Origin of the sequence: Microcoleus vaginatus FACHB-2002, assembly GCF_040004035.1 — a bacterium.
Taxonomy (GTDB): Bacteria; Cyanobacteriota; Cyanobacteriia; order Cyanobacteriales; family Microcoleaceae; genus Microcoleus; species Microcoleus vaginatus_C.
Window position 1 is genome coordinate 84,024 of record NZ_JAMPLN010000020.1, and the last position, 19,819, is coordinate 103,842.

Sequence of the window (19,819 nt, forward strand, 5' to 3'; positions counted from 1 at the left end):
ATGAAGTCAGAGGGAAGAAGGAAGAAGTCAGAGGGAAGAGGGAAGAAGGAAGAAGTAGAAATTTTTACTCTCTTCCCATCTTTCCATCTTCCCCTTTCTCCCTCTCCCTCGAACGCTCTGGTAATTGCGGGTGTGGATGAAGTCGGACGAGGGGCTTTGTTCGGGCCGGTGGTGGCTGCGGCCTGCATTTTGCCCGACGAAGTTCTCGATGAATTAGCAAGTTGCGGGGTGCGCGACAGCAAGCAGTTGAGTGCCGCAGCCCGGAGTCGGTTAGCCGTAAAAATCCGGGCTGTGGCGGTTGACTGTCAAGTTGGTGCGGCTTCGGTGCGGGAGATCGATCGCCTCAATATTTTGCAGGCTTCTTTGTTGGCGATGAAACGGGCTATTTTGAAGCTGAAGGTGACGCCTGATTTGTGTTTGGTTGATGGGAATCAAAGGATTCCCAATTTGGCGATCGAGCAAGAGACGATGATCAAGGGTGATGGGCGATCGATTCAGATTGCTGCTGCTAGTATTGTGGCGAAAGTTTGGCGCGATGAATTAATCCAGCGCTTGGCTGTTAAGTATCCTGAATATGACTTGACAAATAACAAGGGATATGGAACAGCTAAACATAAATTGGCTTTAGAACGCTGCGGGCGATCGGCTTTTCACCGAGTGTCTTTTAGTCCTTGTCGAAGATAGCTAGTTGTAGTCAATAATACAAGTTTGGTTAAAGTGAGATGTTGCACCATTCTCGCTTAACAGGTTTTTCGGCCTGTTCCACAAAGAGTGAATTTTGTTGTGGGGTGGGCTTCTAGCCCGCCCATAAAAGGGTAATTGATAATGGTGCAACATCTCAGGTTAAGTAGAAATAGTTCCACTCAAAAAAAGCGACTGTTCAAGAAGGTGCAGATTACCATATTTTACATAAAAATTAACATTCTAAAAATTACCCAAAATGTTAAAAATTGAAGGATACGAGATTCTCGATCGAATTTACGAAAGCCCAAATTCGACGGTTTATCGAGGCATTCGGGAACAGGACAATCAACCTGTTATCTTGAAAATGCTCGATCAAGATTATCCCGATCCTGCTGAACTTACCCGCTACAAGCAGGAATACGAAATTACTTGCAATCTCAACAATATCGAAGGATTTGTCAAAGTTTATAGCCTACAGGAGTATCAAAGAACTCTAGTCATTATATTTGAAGATTTTGGCGGCACTTCTTTAAAAATTTTGAATGATAACCCTATAGAAACGCCAAATATTTCATCTTTACAGCACTTCCTCCGCATCGCTATTCAAACAGCAGAGATTTTAGCTCGAATTCATGCTGCCCAAATTATCCACAAAGACATTAACCCCGCCAATATCCTGCTCAACCCAGAAACCGGGCAAGTCAAAATTATCGATTTTGGCATTGCTACTGTCTTCACCCGCGAAAATCCTACCCTAAAAAACCCCAATGTTTTAGAAGGTACATTACCCTATATTTCTCCAGAACAAACTGGAAGGATGAACCGTTCTCTTGATTATCGAACCGACTTTTACTCTTTGGGCGTTACATTCTACGAACTCCTCACCGGACAACTTCCATTTGCCGCTGACGATGCTTTGGAGTTGGTACATTGCCACATCGCCAAACAACCAGTACCGCCCCATGAGGTTAATCCAGAAATTCCCCCAATTATTTCTGATATCGCGCTCAAACTGATGGCCAAAACAGCAGAAGAACGATATCAAAGTGCCTGCGGAATCAAAGCAGATTTAGAAGAATGCTTGAACCAGTTACAGACAAATGGCAAAATTGAATCATTCCCCCTCTGTCGTCAAGATATTTGCGACAAGTTCCAAATTCCCCAAAAACTTTACGGACGCGAGGCAGAAGTTGCCGATTTACTAGCAGCCTTCTCTCGGATTAGCAAAAACCAAAATAACCAGCAATCCCGTAAAGAATTAATGCTGGTTGCTGGTTATTCGGGAATCGGCAAGTCAGCACTGGTATCCGAAGTTTATAAACCAATAACTAAGGCGAGAGGCTATTTTATAGCTGGAAAATTTGACCAATTTCAGCGCAATATTCCTTATTCTGCTATTGTCAGCGCCTTTAAGGGATTAGTGCGACAACTGTTAACCGAAAGCGAAGAACAGCTTAATCAATGGCGAGAAAAACTATTAAATGCTTTTGGTGCTAACGGTCAAATTATTATTGATGTAATTCCCGAAGTTGAATTGATTGTAGGCAAACAGCCGGCCTTGTCTGCATTAGGTGCAAATGAATCGCAAAATCGCTTTAATCTTATCTTCGGCAATTTCATTCGCGTATTTTGTTCAGAAAAGCATCCTTTAGTCATTTTTCTGGACGATTTGCAATGGGCAGATTCTGCCACCCTCAAATTAATCCAACTGATGATGGTGGATGCAGATACCCAATATCTATTTGTGATTGGAGCTTATCGAGACAACGAAGTCAATTCTACCCATCCCTTGATGGTGACGTTGGAAGATATCCGCTCTGAGGGAGCCACTGTTAACCAGATTAACCTACTACCTTTAGCCCAACCACATATCAATGAATTGATTGCAGATACGTTGCAATGTGAGCGTTATGCTGTCAGAGATTTAGCCGGATTAATTCTTAAAAAAACCAGTGGCAATCCTTTCTTTATTACGGAATTATTGAAAAACTTATATACAGAAAATCTGCTAAATTTCGATTTCAATGAGCGCATTTGGCAGTGGGATATTGTTCAGATTGAGGCGAGGGCAATTACTGACAATGTGGTAGAATTAATGGTTCGCAAGCTCAATAAATTGCCGTCCAATACTCAACAGGTATTGCGTTTTGCAGCTTGTATAGGTGCAGAGTTTGACTTAAACACTCTATCAATTATTTGCGATCGCTCCCCCGCTGAAATTTTCTATTCTCTGAAAAAAGCCATTCATGCTGAGTTAATTTTTACTATCTCAGAATTAGATAGTCAACTTTTAATTCATCACTATAAGTTTGGACACGATCGCATCCAACAAGCAACTTATTCTTTGATTGACGACTCTGAAAAACAAGCCATTCATTTACAAATTGGTCGCCTGTTGCTAAAGAACAGTTCGCCAGAAACACGATCAAAAAAAATATTTGAAATTGTCGATCATCTGAATATCGGGGTAGGGTTAAGCAGGGCCGTACAGCCCCTACTAACCCATCAACAAGAGCGAAACGAAATTGCCAAACTTAATTTGATAGCGGGCCAGAAAGCCAAAGCAGCGACGGCTTACAGTGCTGCGGTTGAATATTTGAAGACAGGATTAAGCCTCTTAACCGAAGAAAGTTGGCAAACTCAGTATGAATTAACCCTAAATCTCTATCAAGAAATGGTAGAGGCTAAATATTTAAACACCAACTTTGAGGGGGCAGAAAAATTAGCTGAAGTTATCTTGGAACGAGCAATAAATCACCTAGACAGGGTAAAAGCTTACGAACTAAAAGTGCAAATTTATACCGCTCAAAATCAGCCACTTAAAGCAATAGAAACTGGTTTAGAAGCATTAAAATTACTAGGAATTTCTCTCTCTACAGGAGAAGATAGTAACGTAGAGCTGCCAGCACTTATGGACTTAGAAAGCTTCCCGGAAATGACTGACGCTGCTCAACTCGCAGCCATGCGAATTTTGATGTCTATTTGTCCGTCAGCTTTATTTGCGAAACCCGGAGTTTTAGTGTTAATTATTTTAACAATGGTTAACCTGACAATTCAAAAAGGTTATTCCGCTTTGGCTGCTTATGCTTATGCTGCGTATGCTGTTATCAGTTCGGGAAAAGGCAACATAGAAACTGGATATCACGCCGGAGAATTGGCACTAAAGTTAGTAAATATCTATCATGCTATAGAGCTAAAAGCCAAAATCTATAACTTATTTTGTTCTTTAGTTAAACACTGGAAAGCTCCCGCAAAAAGTAGTCTTTCTCTGCTACTAGAGGGAAATAAAAGCGGACTTGAAACAGGAGATCATGAGTACGCAGGTTATTGTATTAAAGCTTATTGTGTTACCCTGTTTTTGACTGGAGAAGGACTAGAATGTGTTGCCTCAAAAATGCAGCAATCCTGCGAACAATTATGGAAGCTTAAACAGGAATATGCTCTCTACCAGACTAATATCTGGCGGCAAGTTACCTTAAATCTTTTGGAAACAACTGCCACCCCATCTCGTTTGCTGGGCGAAAGCTTTAACGAGGAGGAAATAATTCCCCGTTTGCTAGCCACGAAGAACCGCACGCTGCTTTGTCTTGTTTACGTAGCCAAACTAAATCTCGCTTATTTATTCAAAAACTATGCCGATGCCGTGAAGAATGCGATCGCAGCTGCAGAATACATAGATTCTCTCATGGGATTTATGTATGTTGCTATCCATAACTTCTACTATTCTCTTGCCCTGCTAGCTCAGTATTCTCCCGAGCTCATGGAAAACTTGGAGGGAGTCGAATCAAACCAAAAGCAAATGAAGCAATGGGCAGAGCTTGCCCCGTTCAATTTCCAGCATAAATACGACATAGTACAAGCAGAAAAAGCGCGAGTATTGGGAGATAATTGGCAAGCAGCAAAACTTTACGAGCGAGCGATTCAAGGAGCAAGAGACAACGGATATATTCAAGATGAAGCTTTAGCCTATGAGTTAGCAGCGGAATTTTATCTAGTAAGCGGTATGGAGGAGATTGCCCAAACCTATCTCAAAGGAGCACACTACGGCTATACTCGCTGGCAAGCTAAGGCAAAAGTTGAGGATTTAGAAGCAAGATATCCACAATTACAGGCAAAATCTGGGGCGATTTTTGGTAAAAACACAGGCCCTATCGTCCCCAATGCTCACACTACCACAGGAGCGAGTACAGCTTTAGATTTAGCGACAGTTATCAAAGCTTCCCAAGCCATTGCTGGTGAAATTGTGCTAGAGCAATTACTACGAAAATTGATGACAATTATGATGGAGAATGCGGGTGCACAGGTGGGATACTTGTTGTTGGAATCTCAGGGTCAACTACTGATTGAAGCATCCGGTGCAGTTGATTCCGATACCATCAATTTGTTGCAGTCCATCCCATCTGCAAGCAGTCAGTTACTGTCCTTATCAGTGATTAATTATGTAAGCCGCACTCACAAAGATGTTGTTTTAAATGATTCTAGTCGTGAAGGCAGATTTACGAATGACACTTATATAAAAGCTCATAAAACTAAATCTCTTCTCTGCGTTCCTCTGCTCAAACAGAATCAGCTTATTTCAATAATTTACTTAGAAAATAACCTAGTAACAGGTGCATTTACTCCCGACAGAGTATCTCTGTTAAAAGTCTTGTGTTCGCAAGCTGCCATCTCAATCGAAAATGCCCAACTCTATGCCAACCTAGAAGCAAAAGTAGAAGAACGCACTCAAGAATTATCACAAGCTTTAAGCAATCTCGAAGCCACCCAAGAAGGATTGATTCAATCAGAAAAAATGGCAGCTTTAGGACAACTTGTGGCCGGAGTTGCTCACGAAGTTAACACTCCCCTGGGCGCGATTCGCTCGTCGGCAGGAAATGTTTCTAAGTTCTTAAATCAAACTTTAGAACAATTGCCCACACTTTTTCAATCTCTCTCCCCAGAAGAAGCACAGAATTTGTTGAGTTTACTGCAGCGTTCCCTGCAACAAGAAGCAAGCTTATCAACCAAAGAAGAACGCAAATTGAAGAGAGCTTTGAGAAGCCAACTGGAAGAATTAGGAATTGAAAGTGCCGATACCATAGCCGATCGCCTAGTGATCATGGGCGTTTATAATGAAATTGATACCTTTGTGTCTTTGTTGCAAAGATCCGATAGTTTACATCTCCTAGAAATCGCCTACAAACTTTCCGAATTAAAAAGAGGAATTGCTACTATCAACACAGCCACAGATAGAGCATCAAAAGTAGTTTTTGCCTTAAAAACTTATGCCCGCTACGAACAGTCTGGCGAAAAAACAGCAGCCAGTCTTAAAGAAGGTATTGAAACAATCTTAACCCTGTATCAAAATCTACTCAAACAGGGAGTTGAGGTCATCAAAAACTATGCCGATATCCCGCCGATACTGTGCTATCCCGACGAACTAAATCAAGTTTGGACTAATTTAATTCACAATGCTTTGCAAGCAATGGATTATCGAGGCACGTTAACAATTGAGTTAACGGCTCAAGATGACCAGGCTAAGATTAGCATTAGCGACAGTGGCAAAGGGATACCAAAAGAGATAAAAGGGAAAATATTTGACCCGTTTTTTACTACTAAGCCCGCAGGAGAAGGCAGCGGATTGGGACTAGATATTGTGAAGAAGATTGTTGACAAGCATCAGGGAAAAATAGAAGTGGAATCAATTCCGGGCAAAACTACATTTAATGTTTTCCTGCCAATGATCACTGTATAAGCAACTCAAGGATCTTGCAAACGATATAAGGTAGTAAGTAGGTCGGATTTTGCTTGGTTGGGCCTAAGCTGCCATCTACCCCATTGGGAGTATTTCAAAAGTTAAAGCGTTTTGAGGCCCCTAACTCCGATTCAACAGGAAACGGATGTAAAACAGCAGTACGATGCGTTATGCTCAGCTAAGGTGCTACGCATATAAGTTTCTTGGTTTCGGCGACTGGGGAGGGGGAGAGGATTTGGCGAGCCGTTGGCTTGTGACATCTTAAGATAAGATGGAGTCTACTAATACACTTTACTACTTTTACTACTTGTGCTACTTGGGCTACTAATAACAATTAAAAAGGAGAAAAAATAGATGTCTAAACCAGTTATTTTGTGCGTTGACGATGAGAAAATAATATTAGACAGTCTCAGGACGCAGCTAGCAGCAGAATTTGGGAATGCGTACACCTACGAAGGAGCTGAAGATGGTGAGGAGGCGTTAGATGTGATCGGCGAACTTTATGATGACAAAATTAGCCTTGTTCTGATTATTTGTGATTGGTTGATGCCCGGTATTAGGGGAGATGAGTTGCTGATTCGCATTCACCAAAACTACCCCAATGTTATTAAAATTATGCTGACTGGTCAAGCGGATGAAGTAGCCATTAACAGAGTACAAAAACAGGCTAACCTTCATGGTTGCTTATCTAAACCTTGGTTGGAATCCGATTTGCTAGAAACTATTAAATCTGGTTTATCTAAACTATGAGCCAACAGGTAATTATCTGTGTAGATGATGAAAAAACTGTACTCAGGAGCCTCAAAGCAGAACTGCAAGAGGCTGTTGGCAAGGATTATATAATCGAAATTTCTGAAGGTGGGCAAGAGGCATTAGAGCTAATTGAAGAATTGCTAGAGGAGGGGGATGAAATTCATTTAATTATTTCCGACCATATTATGCCTGATATCAAGGGAGATGAGCTGTTAAAACAGGCTCATATAATTTCGCCTAAAACTATAAAAATTATGCTGACAGGACAAGCAGATATTGGGGCGATCGCCAATGCTATCAACTCTGCAAACTTATATCGTTATATTACCAAACCTTGGCAACCGGAAGACTTAAAATTGACCGTTAGAGAAGCGCTAAATAGTTATCTTCAAGATCAACAACTGGCACAACAAAATGCCCAACTCCAGCAAATAAATCAGGAGTTGGCCGAGTTAAACAGCCAGCAGACCGTACTCATTGCTAAACTACACGAAAATGAAAATCGGTTGACACAGTTTTTGGAAGCAATGCCGATTGGTGTGGGTGTGCTGAACGCGGACGGCCAACCTTACTACATCAATCGGAAAGCAAAAGAGATATTTGGTAAAGGAGTTGTGCCGGATACCAGTTCCCAGCAATTGTCAGAGGTTTATCAACTCTATCAAGCAGGGACGAATCAAAAGTATCCTACGGAGAATTTGCCCAGCGTGCGCGCCTTGAATGGGGAAAGTGCTACGGCTGACGATGCAGAAGTTCATCAAGGTGACAAGATTATTCCCCTAGAAATCTTCGCTACTCCCATCTACGATCAACAAGGAAATATTGTTTATGCTATCAACACTCTTCAAGATATCACGGAACGCAAAGAAGCTGAGGCAGAACGCAAAAAGTTTATTGAGGATCTCTTTGAGGTCAATTGCAATTTGGAACTTTCACTGGATGCAGAATTAGAAATTGCGGAGGCGACAAGTCGCTTTGTACCCAAGGAGTTTTTAGCTTTTTTGGGATGTGACAGTATTGTTGATATTAAATTGGGAGAAGCGGTGGAGTTGGAAATGTCAGTTTTGTTTTCTGACATCCGCGATTTCACTACTCTTTCGGAACAGATGACACCGGAAGAAAATTTCAAATTTATCAATTCTTATCTGAGTCGAATGGAACCGCTGATTGTGGAAAATAAAGGGTTTATTGATAAATATATTGGTGATGCAATTATGGCTTTGTTTAGCGACGGGGCGGATGATGCTTTGAAAGCGGGAATTGCAATGCTGCATACTCTTGCTGAATACAATCGAGATCGCGCCTCTCTGGGTTATGTACCAGTTGAGATTGGGGTGGGAATCAATACTGGTTCTTTGATTCTGGGTATAGTAGGCGGAAAAAGCCGCATGGACGGTACTGTGATTAGCGATGCGGTTAATTTGGCTTCTCGGATTGAAAGTTTGACGAAGAATTACGGGGTGTCGCTGTTAATTACTCAGCAGACTTTCGATCGCTTGACAAATCCTGCTGATTATGCAATTCGGGTAATTGATAAAGTTCAGGTTAAGGGTAAGTCGGAATGGGTGACTGTTTATGAAGTTTTTGATGCGGATTTGCCGGAAGTGAAAGCGGGGAAGTTAGCGACTCTGCAACTATTTACTCAGGCTTTGTCTTTGTACAATATGAAGAATTTTAGGGAAGCTGGGGGACTTTTTGCGGATTGTTTGGGGCAAAATCCGGGCGATAATGTGGCGCGAATTTATTGGGAAAGGTGTAATTAAGGAAGAAGGAAGTTCGGCAATGGATTCGCTTTCTTCGGATGTAGCGGATGTAACGGATGGCAGGAAGTTCGGCAACGATCACTGTACAATATGTAACGAATATAAGGGATGTAACGGATGGAAGTCGGAAGAAGGAAGAAATAAGAAAAGCCAGGGTTTTAACAATACAGAACTTATGCAAAATTTCTATATGTCTAATCCTATAGAATTCCATGCACACTGCATCTTACCGCTTTAGTCCGATCGAGTTTTAGGAGGACTTTAGTCCTCACTAGAAACCGCGACTCGTTATCTCGATGCGATCGCCCCGATCGCACTTTAGGATTGTTCGATCGGTTGTTCGATCGGCAATTCTATGATAAACTCGGCTCCGTGGCCGAGTGCAGACACGCAGCTCAGTTTGCCACCGTGTTCTTGGACCACTTTGTAGGAAATTGACAGGCCTAAACCGGTGCCTTTGTCGGCGGGTTTGGTGGTAAAAAAAGCCTCGAATAACTGCTGGGAAACTTCTTCTGGCATACCGGGGCCGTTGTCAGAAATCCTAATTACAGCATTGGAGTTTTGGACTTCTGTCCTAATTTTAATTTTGCTGCGGTTAGCTTTGACTTCGGCAACTGAACGCCCTTCGTTGTATTCCTCGATCGCGTCGATCGCATTTCCGATCAAATTCATAAATACCTGATTGATTTTCCCAGCATAACACTCAACCAAAGGCAAATTTCCATAGTCCTTAATTACCGCAATTTCGGGATAGTTGCCTCTGGCTTTCAGGCGACTTTGCAGAATCAGCAACGTTCCTTCAATCCCTTCGTGCAGGTTAACTTTGCTCATTTGAGAATCATCTTTGCGAGAGAAATTTCTGAGCGATCGCACAATTTCCCGAATGCGATCGGCCCCAACCTGCATCGAAGACATCGCTTTCGGCAAATCTTCTAGCAGAAACTCTAATTCGATATCCTTAATTTTATTTTGAATTGCTGCCGGCGGCTGCGGGCAGTGCTGCTGGTACATATCGAGCAAATCCAGCAAATCTTCCGTGTAGTGGCCGACGTGAACGAGATTGCCGCAGACGCTGCTAACAGGATTGTTAATTTCGTGAGCAACACCGGCTACCATTTGACCGAGAGTAGACATTTTCTCAGTGTGAATCAATTGAGCTTGAGTTTGCTGCAATTCGTGCAAAGTATTTTCGAGTTGAAGTTTTTGTTGGGTTAACTCTGTTTGCGATCGCCGCAAAGCTTCTTCACTGCGTTTCTGCTCGGAAATATCAGTAATTAACCCTTCCAAAGCTATCAATTCTCCAGAGTCGGAAAACACTCCCAAACCTTGTTCCCAAACCCATTTTAATTCGCCATTTTTAGCAGTAATTCGGTAATTTAGCTGATAGGGTCGATTTTCTTGCAAAGCAACTTGCACGGCATTCCACAAATTCTCGCGATCGTCCGGGTGAGTCAATTCCGATATAGAAACTTGCCTAGTGCCGATAAATTCTTCAGGAGAATAGCCGGCTAACTGATAGCAACCTTCGCTGACAAACTCCATACTGCGATCGGCATCGTTGCGAAAACGGTAGGCCATTCCCGGCAAATTGCTCATCAGCGTCGCCAAGGCCCGCTGACTTTCCCGTAGGGCTTCTTCGGCGTGTTTGCGATCGGTAATATCCGTCATCACCGCCAGCATACAGAGTTCGCCGTCCAAATTAATCAACTCTGCTGACAGCAAACACACCACCACCGATCCCGACTTCATCCGAAACTCACATTCCTGATTGCGAACAACACCTTGTTCGTGCAAACGTCGCCTAAAATTAAGTCGGTCTTGAGGCCTTACCCAAATATTTAACCCCGGTACTGTATTCCAGGTCGTTTCTTCTAAAGCGTAACCAGTCATCGACAAGAAACTATCATTAACTTCAATAAAACGACCCTCAGCAAAAGTAGTAATAATCATCGGATCTGGACTCGATCGAAAAGCCTTAGAAAACTTTTCTTCAGATAGCCTCAACTTTTTAATAGCCTCTTCCAACTGACTTGTCCGCTCTTTAACCCGGCATTCCAATACCTCATTAGCCTGCTTCAGGGCTTCCTCAGCCTGCACCCGATAAGTGATATCGCGCACCACGCCTTGCAGCCCTATTTTGCCGCCGATATCCATAGAAGTTAGCAGCACTTCCGCCGGAAACTCAGAACCATCCAAACGGCAGTGCCGCCAGTCAAAACGGCAATTTCCCGATCGCATAGCGGTATTAATGCGCTCTTGATAAAGACTCATAGAATCTTGTCCGTCCGGTTGCAACGGCGGGCTGAACTCCGAAGGATGCTTGCCGCAAAACTCCGACTCAGTGCGGCATCCAAATAACTTTAAAGTCGCCGGATTGCAATCCAAAAAACCCTCTTCGTCTAACAGCATTACCGCATCAGTCGTCGATTCGTACAAAGTGCGAAACTTTTTTTCGGACGCTTGCAAAGAAGCAATCAACTGCATTTTTTCCTCAGCCGCCCGCTTTTGCTCAGTAATATCCTGCATTACTTGAGAAAAGCCCTGCAACTTTCCCCTTTCATCGCGCAAAGGAGTAACAATAATATTCGCCCAAAATCGCGATCTGTCTTTGCGAAGCCGCCAGCCTTCATTTTCGTATCGACCTTCTGCCACCGCCCGGATTAGTTTTTCTTTGTGCTTGCCAATCTCAAGATCTTCTTTAGTGAAAAAACACTCCGAATTATTGCCGACTATCTCATGAGATCTGTATCCTAAGATGCGTTCTGCACCAGAATTCCAGCTAGCTACATACCCATCAGGATCTAACATGAATATAGCGTAATCCTTAACGCCTTCAATTATTAAGCGCAGGCGTTCTTCGCTTTCTCGAAGTGCAGATTCTGCTTGCTTGCGCTGGGTGATATCTTCTACAAAACCTTCGTAGTAGAGCAATTTACCTGCTTCATCGCAGACAGCCCGCGCATTCTCAGCGATCCAAATTATTGTTCCGTCCCGCCGATAAATCTGCGATTCAAAATCCGATACGATACCCTGTTCTTGCAAAGCAGAAACAAACTGATCACGCCGATCAGGGTTGACGTAAAGCTGATCGCTGATATCAGTCAGACAGCCCATTAATTCTTCGGCGGAACTATATCCGTAGATGCGAGCCAAAGCTGGGTTAGCGCTGATGTAGCGACCGGATTGGGTTGTTTGAAAAATACCCGACACAGCATTTTCAAACATACTATAATATTTTGCTTCCATTTGGTGCAGTGCCTCCGCGACATTCAGGCATTCTATCGCTTTATTTCCTAATTTTTGATTTCCCACTTGTGAATACCCTGCTCTTGTGTGTGAGTTGAATATTTTGGTCTACCGCCTGTTAAATTTGAGCCGTTAGTTAGGCTGAAAGATGGTGTGTCGCAGCCGGAGACGAGTGTTTTTATTCATCTGTCCTACTGGGCTGTTAGTTGTTAATAGTTGCTGCGGAAAGTTTAGCTGCTCCGGTATTTATTTGAGGCTTGACTGGCTGTCACGATCGCATTGCCATATCGATCGGCCTGCGGTGCAGGTGTTCGAGCAAAACCCGCTCCTGGAAATCTTCCTGAATATATTAGCAGTTGAATACCCTGAAATAAGTTAGTAGCAAGGATGTTGTTACAATAAAAGGCAGCGACTTCTACAACCGCAAGAGCCTATTTTTAGGATTTGGGTGAGAGTGCGATCGACTCTTACCCTAGGCAACTAACCCGCCTGCAAGAGCTAAACGCTCGCTGTCCTTGCTGTCAGTCGATTGGAGATTTTATATTTTAGATTAAAGTTGACTCCACAGATGAATCTGGGGTTCTCCTAAGATCTAAAATTTTTTGCTTTCCACAACTCCTGTCGGAAACTTTTATCGGTCTTTGGGTGCTCTGAGTTACTGTTAAGTATTATTGCTGATAGATAATACAGCAGACTTCTGGCAGTTGTACGATCTGGGGTTTGTATGTAAAGTTGGCACAACAATAGGGTAATTGTTGTATCAAAAAATTCATATTCTGCTGCTGCGGGCGGAAAAATTCTGTAGCGGTGCTGGCATTTGGGTAAAAATCTGGGCCCGGGCGCGCAAAATGTGGTCGGCAAGTCTGGTAAAATCCCGATCGATTCTCGGTTTGGCCGCAAAGCTCGATCGAGCTAAATTTGACTAAAAACTAATAAATGACAGATTCTCCTCTCCTAGCAACGCCAGAGTTATCCCCAGCTTCAACCCAGACGGCGGATTCTCCTGTGTGGCCAGCCCTCCTGCAACAACTATTAGACAGACAATCTCTCTCACGCGCCCAAGCAGCCGACTTGATGCAGGGATGGCTAGCAGAAGCTATTCCCCCCGTCCTCTCAGGAGCAATTTTAGCGGCCATCCAAGCCAAAGGCATCTCTGCCCCAGAATTGGCAGGAATGGCTCAGGTATTGCATTCTCAGTCGCTTGCAGGCGAATCGGAGAGCGTTTTAAATCCCAAATCCTCAATCTCCAATCTCAAATTAATTGATACTTGCGGCACCGGCGGCGACGGCGCTTCCACGTTTAACATTTCCACTGCTGTAGCTTTTGTGGCCGCCGCCGGCAAACTTCGAGTCGCGAAACACGGAAATCGCTCCGCATCGAGCAAAGTGGGTTCTGCTGACGTGTTGGAAGCACTCGGAGTCAACCTCAACGCCGATGCCGCGAAGGTAAAAGCTGCCGTAGACGAAGTAGGCATCACCTTTTTATTTGCGCCTGGGTGGCATCCCGCACTTAAGGCTGTAGCGTCGCTCCGGCGCACTTTGAAGGTGCGGACTATTTTTAACCTATTAGGGCCCCTTGTTAATCCTATGCGCCCTACAGGACAGGTAATCGGGGTGTTCGATCCTAGTCTGGTATCAACTATTGCCCAAGCTTTGGGCGAGTTGGGGACTGAGTTAGCTGTAGTCGTTCACGGCAGAGAAAAATTGGACGAGGCGGGGTTGGGTGATGTGACTGATTTGGCGGTTTTGTCGGATGGCAAAGTGGAACTGACTACTTTAGACCCCCAAAAGGTAGGATTGACACCAAGTGCGATCGGCTCGTTAAAAGGCGGAAATGTTGAGGAAAACGCCGAGATTTTGCGGAACGTTTTGCAAGGCAAAGGTACGCCCGCACAAATGGATGTTGTAGCTTTGAATGCGTCTTTGGCTTTTCAGGTGGGAGGTGCAATTCCTATGGGTTCTCACGCAGCAGGAGTTTCTATGGCGAAGGACATTTTATTGAGCGGTGAGTCTTGGTTGAAGTTGCAGCAGTTGATTGAGTTTTTGAAATGAAGGAAGTTCGGCAACGGATTTTGTAACGGATGTAACGGATGTAACGGATGGAAGAAGGATGAAGGAAGTTCGGCAACGGATTTTGTAACGGATGTAACGGATGTAACGGATGGAAGAAGGATGAAGGAAGAAGGAATTTTTTGTTTTAACTAACCAACAAAAAAAATTCTTTACTTCTCAATTTTTCTTTACTTCTTCCCTCTTCCTCCTTCGTTTTTTTTAAGAGCGCGATCGAAATTCAATGACATCTTGCTTAATAGTCACATCTTTATTACCAAAAAAGTCGTGACCCAACAGTCCGATATCTAGGGATGGCGAGACGGCCACAACTACATTGTTAACCGCCAGACCACCTGCTTCCATAGAAGTCAGGCGACCGAGGGGAAAAGTAGCCACTCCGTTGGGAGTTTGTGCTTGCACTGTTCCCTGTAGAACAACGCCCAAGGCTTTAGCCATTGCTGGTGTAATTACTGTGCCACTCGCTCCAGAATCTACCATCATCTCAAACTTTTGTTTGCCGTTAAACGTGACTTCTATGACGGGGATATTAGCCGCTCGGCGTTTGATTTTTGCCTGAAACACTCCCGACTTTGCCGCCGCCGAAGTGGTGGGAGTCAATTCTTTGGGGAGAAAACCGCAGACTGATTGGCTGAGGTTGACGGTTCGGCCTGACGAGCTCCGCATGAAGCATCCCTCACTTTCTTGAGCCACTGCTGGCGAGGAGTTGGCAACACTTCCTACTAAAATTGAACTGCTCAGAGAAATAACCCCTGCTAAAACCATTAAAGGTTGGTGCAGGTTGTGAGGGATCAGAAGAGGCTTTTTTGAGTTGGAGAGTAAAGGCAAGGGAGATTTGCTAGCCATAGTTTGATTAAACGCTGTAGCTCGATCGTAACAGCGACAACTGCCTTTTGGTATAGATATAGAATTTCCGCCCGCCTCCTAAGCTGCTGGCAGATAAATTGCTGGCGCGGGGGGAGATGGAGAATTTGCACTTGTTGCTGCTTTTTGATTACCTGTGGCATAAGTGCCTCCGGCATCGGGCCTCCGGCATAAGTGCCTTGCTTTTCCGAACCCTTGCACAAATTAAAATAATATCTGTACATTGCCGACTAGCATCAAATCCCTGGCAGTGGTAAGAATTAAACCAAACGAAAGTAATTAAGGATGCCATGTCACTTTCAACTGCACAACCCGCTCTCCTAGTCCTGGCTGACGGTACTGCTTACCGCGGCTGGTCGTTTGGCGCTGACGCCACCGTCGTTGGCGAGGTAGTATTTAATACTGGAATGACGGGCTACCAAGAAGTATTGACTGATCCCAGCTATTGTGGCCAAATTGTAACTTTTACTTATCCAGAATTGGGCAATACCGGGGTAAATCTTGAAGACGAAGAATCCTCGCGCCCGCAAGTTCGGGGTGCGATCGCCCGGAACGTATGCAGCCGCCCCAGCAACTGGCGCTGTTCGCAATCTCTGCAAGACTACCTGAAACAGTACGATATCCCCGGAATTTACGGGATCGACACCCGCGCCCTGACTCGCAAAATTCGCACAGTGGGAGCGATCAACGGTGGGATTTCGACGACGATTCTCGACCAGGCAGAGCTTTTGGAACTCGTGCAAGACGCCCCCAGCATGGACGGGCTGAATCTGGTCCAGGAAGTCACCACCCGCAAGGTTTACGAGTGGTCTGAAGCCACGGACTCGGTTTGGGAGTTCAGTCCTACAGTCAAACCTGCTAACGGCAAAATGTGGACGGTGGTAGCACTAGACTTTGGGATCAAGCGCAACATCCTGCGGCGTCTGGCGAGTTACGGGTGTCGGGTCATCGTTGTCCCCGCTGACACGTCGCCGGAGGAAATCCTCAAATACAACCCGGATGGGATTTTTCTGTCCAACGGCCCCGGAGATCCGGCGGCGGTAACGGAAGGGATCGCGACTGCGAAAGCTTTGTTAAAGTCGGACAAACCCGTATTCGGCATCTGCATGGGACACCAAATTTTGGGACTTTCCTTGGGCGCAGAAACTTTTAAACTTAAGTTCGGCCATCGGGGATTGAATCATCCAGCGGGTTTAACTGAGCAAGTAGAAATTACTAGCCAAAATCACGGTTTTGCGATCGACCCCGATTCCCTAGCCCCCGAAGTAGAAATTACTCATCTCAATTTGAACGATCGCACCGTAGCCGGATTGAAGCATAAAACTCTGCCACTGTTCTCCGTGCAGTATCACCCAGAAGCCAGTCCGGGCCCGCACGACGCCGATTATTTATTCGATCGATTCGTGCAGTCAATGCGAGACAATCAGAAAGCAGCCAGCAGTAAGTAGTCCGCAGTCAGCAGTCAACCGTTAATGGCTGCTGCCTCAAAAAAACTAAAAACCACTGACAAAAAAAACTGTAGACAAAAGACCAAAAAACTCCTATAATGAAGCCTCGACTTTAAGCCATATCTAGCTAGGAGGGTGTCATTCCTGAGTCATTGACCCTGACCGTTAGCCTCAGAGGCACTCGCGAAGTCAGGAATAACTGTCAGTTATTTCGCCTGACGGGCCTGCTGGACGCTTTTTCTGAGGCCACTTTTCGGAAGGTAATAAGCAAATGTATTGACGAGGGCCCAAAACACGTAATTTTGGACTTGTCTCAGATAGACTTTGTGGATAGTTCAGGCTTGGGCGCACTTGTGCAACTTGTCAAAAAAGCCCAAACCTTGGAAGGGACATTGCAAATTGTCTCAAATCCCCGCGTAACTCAGACTGTTAAACTGGTTCGCTTAGAGAAATTTTTGTCTTTGCAGCCTTCGGTTGATGAGGCGGTAAAAAACGTCAAGGATGCTTGACGCCAAAGTGAGTTAAATTAGCTATCCGGTTCTCAACGCTGGATAGCAAATTTTTATTTTTGTGCGGGTAAAACAATACCGATTTTCCCAGAAGCTGCGACACGCGCCAGCCGCTATTTCCCCGATGCTTAGAGTTTCGGTGGATGGGCAGTAAAATATGTGTGTCAAACACGCGGAAAAATGGTATAAAAATTAGAGCATCCCGATTTGGTAAAAAGCCTTTTTTAGGAGTGCCATCGTCGCGCCAAGCTTTGCCTATATATCTCGCTTCGTGATCTGACAGCGAACACTCCTGGGAAAGCTATAATTGCTGAAGTGATGAAAGACGCAATAAGTTAAGTGACTAGAAAAACCAAGCTGTGCGGAAGTTTTATTTAAAAAAGTATGTCGCCGATCGCAGATGACGGGCTCAAACTGAGTCTGACGGATATCAGTTTAAATCGAGTGCATCCTGCGAGGGCTACACCAGCAGAAATAGAAAGAATTTCGCCCGCAGCCTGGGCATATTTGGGAGATGCAGTATACGAACTCTACGTTCGGAGTTCGTACTTAGTCCCACCCAAAAGATTGCAAGCTTATCACGAATTAGTGGTGGGGCAAGTAAGAGCCGAAACTCAAGCGCGTCATTTGCGATCGCTCTCTCCTTACTTGAACATTACAGAATTAGCAATTGTCAAGCGCGGCCGCAATGCTGCAGCGGGCCGTTCTAAACGAGCAGATCCAGAGATATACCAACAAGCCAGCAGCTTAGAAACCTTGGTCGGATATTTGTATCTCACCGATCCCGAAAGATTGACTGAACTTCTGGCACTTTTAGATCTTGAGACTTAAAGGATTTAGCAGTTAAGAGTTGGGCATGGGGAGGGATTAATTAACCATCCTTGCACGGCTAACATAAAACCGCAAAAATGTCGATCGGCAAAACAGGATTTATCAGTTATTAACTAGCAATTTGAACACAGCAAAATCCTTGCTCCCTCGCTAGACTATCTAAAATCTCAAAGCCCCAAGATTGCTCCCTCAATCAAGAATCTCACATCTACAATCTACAACCGATTAGCCTTCAGCCAAAACGTTTTGAGCACAAGAAACCAATGAGAAAATTTACCAAACCCAACTTTTCGCGATCGAATTCCGACAGCAAGCCATTCAAAAGCGAAGGCCGCCGTCAGGACTCACAACCATCCTCTCCCCGCTTTGAACGCAAGCCCCGTCCCGACACTCGCGGAGTAGACGCGCCTCAAAAGCGATCGACCTTCGCCCCGCAATCACGAGAAATGCCCGTGAGAGCAATTTTCAAACGGAGAGCCGATTCCGACAGCCAACCATCCCTTCGCAGAAATAATACTTACCAAGACAGAGACAGCAGCCCGCAGGAAGCTCGGGGCAATTATTACCAAGACAGAGACAGCAGCCCGCAGCCGACCCGCAACAATTTCCGAGACAGAGACAGAGACAGCAGCCCGCAGCCGACCCGCAACAATTTCCGAGACAGAGACAGAGACAGCAGCCCGCAGTCGGCCCGCAACAATTTCCGAGACAGAGACAGAGACAGCAGACCGCAGGAATCCAGGGGCAATTATTACAAAGACAGAGACAAAGACAATAGCCCGCAGGAATTCCGGGGCAACCATTTCAGAGACAGAGACAAAGACAGAGACACTCGCCCTGTTGACAGTGCCTCAAATACAGTCGTGCAACCAGACGCAGACACAGACGACATGATTTACGGCCGCCATGCGGTGCAAGCAGCTTTAGAAACAAACCAAGTCCTCAACCGGATTTGGGTTGTCCCCCACCTGCGCTACGATCCCCGCTTTCATAGCTTGCTAACCGAAGCCAAGGCCAACGGCAGCATCATTGACGAAGTTGACGATTTGCGCCTCGACTACATCACGCGCAAAGCAAACCACCAAGGCGTAGCCGCTCAAGTATCAGCTTACGAATACCTGGATTTGAGCGAACTGATCGCGAAGGCTAAGTCTGCTTGCGAAGATCCAGTAATTGTGGTAGCAGAAGGACTCAACGACCCGCACAATCTAGGGGCGATCATTCGCACCGCAGAAGCATTGGGATCTCAGGGCATGGTGATTCCGCAGCGGCGGGCTGTTGGGATTACCTCGGCAGTAAGAAAAGTGGCAGCAGGGGCATTGGAAAGCCTGCCCGTGGCGAGGGTTGTCAATCTTAATCGGGCGCTGGAAGAACTTAAAGAGGCTGGATTCTGGATTTATGGCACTGCAGCAGGCGTCGGTCAATCTATAGAGACAGTCAAGTTCTCCGGACCCACTGTTTTAGTGGTGGGTGGTGAAGCTGACGGTTTGAGCCTTTTGATACAGCGCGGATGTGACGGATTAGTTTCAATTCCTTTAAGGGGTAATACTCCTAGCCTTAATGTCTCGGTAGCAACGGGGATGGCTTTATACGAAATTTACCGCCAGCGTGGACCCAAAAAGTTTCACGTACACGGATCGTAAAGGTGCTTGAAAAAAAGAGCACAACAGAGTAGTTTATTGTCAATGCCGCCCAGAAGGGAGCAGCACGACACCCGGAACAAGTAAGGATAGCCGATCGACTTTCGTTACTTGTTCAGGCGAAAGTAGAAGGGGCCAGACCCCCAGGTTCAAACAGGAATTCGACACCAATCTATTTAGATATCAGCTTTAAATAGGTTTGGATCGGTCCTTGGCAGCAGTCAGTCACGTGTAAATAACAACAGCCTAGGCGTGTTCGCAGCACCCTGAAAACACC

13 protein-coding genes are annotated in these 19,819 nt (G+C 45.1%); 10 read left to right on the forward strand and 3 right to left on the reverse strand.

What is annotated here, in order from left to right; translation table 11 throughout:
• The 4 genes from NDI35_RS17880 (at position 1) to NDI35_RS17895 (ending at position 8,934) form a co-directional block, all read left to right on the forward strand.
• Positions 1-684, forward strand: a complete 684-nt coding sequence (locus NDI35_RS17880) for a ribonuclease HII (protein ID WP_445313910.1) — start codon at positions 1-3, stop codon at positions 682-684.
• Between the two features lie 256 nt (positions 685-940).
• The gene (locus NDI35_RS17885; RefSeq protein WP_445313911.1) at positions 941-6,418 is read left to right on the forward strand and encodes an ATP-binding sensor histidine kinase; all 5,478 of its coding nucleotides are present in this window, start codon (positions 941-943) and stop codon (positions 6,416-6,418) included.
• A 354-nt stretch (positions 6,419-6,772) separates the two neighbouring features.
• Positions 6,773-7,168 carry a response regulator gene (locus tag NDI35_RS17890; RefSeq protein ID WP_445313912.1) on the forward strand — a complete coding sequence of 132 codons (396 nt, stop codon included), beginning with the start codon at positions 6,773-6,775 and terminating at the stop codon, positions 7,166-7,168.
• Positions 7,165-8,934, forward strand: a complete 1,770-nt coding sequence (locus tag NDI35_RS17895; RefSeq protein WP_445313913.1) for an adenylate/guanylate cyclase domain-containing protein — start codon at positions 7,165-7,167, stop codon at positions 8,932-8,934. The genes NDI35_RS17890 and NDI35_RS17895 overlap by 4 nt, the downstream gene beginning before the upstream one ends.
• A 318-nt stretch (positions 8,935-9,252) precedes the next feature.
• Here the strand turns inward: NDI35_RS17895 and NDI35_RS17900 are convergent, their stop codons facing one another.
• Positions 9,253-12,246, reverse strand: coding sequence for a PAS domain-containing sensor histidine kinase (locus NDI35_RS17900; RefSeq protein ID WP_445313914.1), 2,994 nt, complete (start codon positions 12,244-12,246; stop codon positions 9,253-9,255).
• 689 nt (positions 12,247-12,935) lie between these two features.
• Here NDI35_RS17900 and NDI35_RS17905 point away from each other — a divergent pair.
• Both NDI35_RS17905 and trpD read left to right on the forward strand, forming a co-directional pair.
• Positions 12,936-13,106, forward strand: a complete 171-nt coding sequence (locus tag NDI35_RS17905) for a hypothetical protein (protein ID WP_445313915.1) — start codon at positions 12,936-12,938, stop codon at positions 13,104-13,106.
• 10 nt (positions 13,107-13,116) lie between these two features.
• On the forward strand, positions 13,117-14,232 hold the full coding sequence (trpD, locus tag NDI35_RS17910) for an anthranilate phosphoribosyltransferase (RefSeq protein ID WP_445313916.1): 1,116 nt from the start codon (positions 13,117-13,119) through the stop codon (positions 14,230-14,232).
• A 219-nt stretch (positions 14,233-14,451) separates the two neighbouring features.
• Here the strand turns inward: trpD and NDI35_RS17915 are convergent, their stop codons facing one another.
• Together NDI35_RS17915 and NDI35_RS17920 are read right to left on the reverse strand one after the other, a co-directional pair.
• Positions 14,452-15,096, reverse strand: a complete 645-nt coding sequence (locus NDI35_RS17915) for a retropepsin-like aspartic protease family protein (protein WP_445313917.1) — start codon at positions 15,094-15,096, stop codon at positions 14,452-14,454.
• On the reverse strand, positions 15,042-15,338 hold the full coding sequence (locus tag NDI35_RS17920; RefSeq protein ID WP_445313918.1) for a hypothetical protein: 297 nt from the start codon (positions 15,336-15,338) through the stop codon (positions 15,042-15,044). The genes NDI35_RS17915 and NDI35_RS17920 overlap by 55 nt, the downstream gene beginning before the upstream one ends.
• Positions 15,339-15,404: 66 nt before the next feature.
• On the opposite strand from NDI35_RS17920, the gene carA reads away from it, so the two are divergent.
• The 4 genes from carA (at position 15,405) to rlmB (ending at position 19,545) form a co-directional block, all read left to right on the forward strand.
• Complete coding sequence (carA, locus tag NDI35_RS17925) at positions 15,405-16,562, forward strand: glutamine-hydrolyzing carbamoyl-phosphate synthase small subunit (RefSeq protein WP_445313919.1); 1,158 nt, start codon at positions 15,405-15,407, stop codon at positions 16,560-16,562.
• Positions 16,563-16,714: 152 nt separating this feature from the next.
• The gene (locus NDI35_RS17930) at positions 16,715-17,071 is read left to right on the forward strand and encodes an STAS domain-containing protein (RefSeq protein ID WP_015176627.1); all 357 of its coding nucleotides are present in this window, start codon (positions 16,715-16,717) and stop codon (positions 17,069-17,071) included.
• 384 nt (positions 17,072-17,455) lie between these two features.
• Positions 17,456-17,902: a Mini-ribonuclease 3 gene (locus NDI35_RS17935; protein WP_445313920.1), complete on the forward strand. Its 447-nt coding sequence runs from the start codon at positions 17,456-17,458 to the stop codon at positions 17,900-17,902.
• 263 nt (positions 17,903-18,165) lie between these two features.
• Positions 18,166-19,545 (forward strand): 23S rRNA (guanosine(2251)-2'-O)-methyltransferase RlmB, encoded by a 1,380-nt coding sequence (rlmB, locus tag NDI35_RS17940; RefSeq protein ID WP_445313921.1) that lies wholly within the window; start codon positions 18,166-18,168, stop codon positions 19,543-19,545.
• Positions 19,546-19,819 lie beyond the last annotated feature (274 nt).

Coding starts and splice junctions, on each gene's coding strand:
- NDI35_RS17880 (WP_445313910.1), top strand. CDS start 1: ATGAAGTCAGAGGGAAGAAGGAAGAAGTCAGAGGGAAGAGGGAAGAAG.
- NDI35_RS17885 (WP_445313911.1), top strand. CDS start 941: ATGTTAAAAATTGAAGGATACGAGATTCTCGATCGAATTTACGAAAGC.
- NDI35_RS17890 (WP_445313912.1), top strand. CDS start 6,773: ATGTCTAAACCAGTTATTTTGTGCGTTGACGATGAGAAAATAATATTA.
- NDI35_RS17895 (WP_445313913.1), top strand. CDS start 7,165: ATGAGCCAACAGGTAATTATCTGTGTAGATGATGAAAAAACTGTACTC.
- trpD (WP_445313916.1), top strand. CDS start 13,117: ATGACAGATTCTCCTCTCCTAGCAACGCCAGAGTTATCCCCAGCTTCA.
- NDI35_RS17915 (WP_445313917.1), bottom strand. CDS start 15,096: ATGGCTAGCAAATCTCCCTTGCCTTTACTCTCCAACTCAAAAAAGCCT.
- NDI35_RS17920 (WP_445313918.1), bottom strand. CDS start 15,338: ATGTACAGATATTATTTTAATTTGTGCAAGGGTTCGGAAAAGCAAGGC.
- carA (WP_445313919.1), top strand. CDS start 15,405: ATGTCACTTTCAACTGCACAACCCGCTCTCCTAGTCCTGGCTGACGGT.
- NDI35_RS17935 (WP_445313920.1), top strand. CDS start 17,456: ATGTCGCCGATCGCAGATGACGGGCTCAAACTGAGTCTGACGGATATC.
- rlmB (WP_445313921.1), top strand. CDS start 18,166: ATGAGAAAATTTACCAAACCCAACTTTTCGCGATCGAATTCCGACAGC.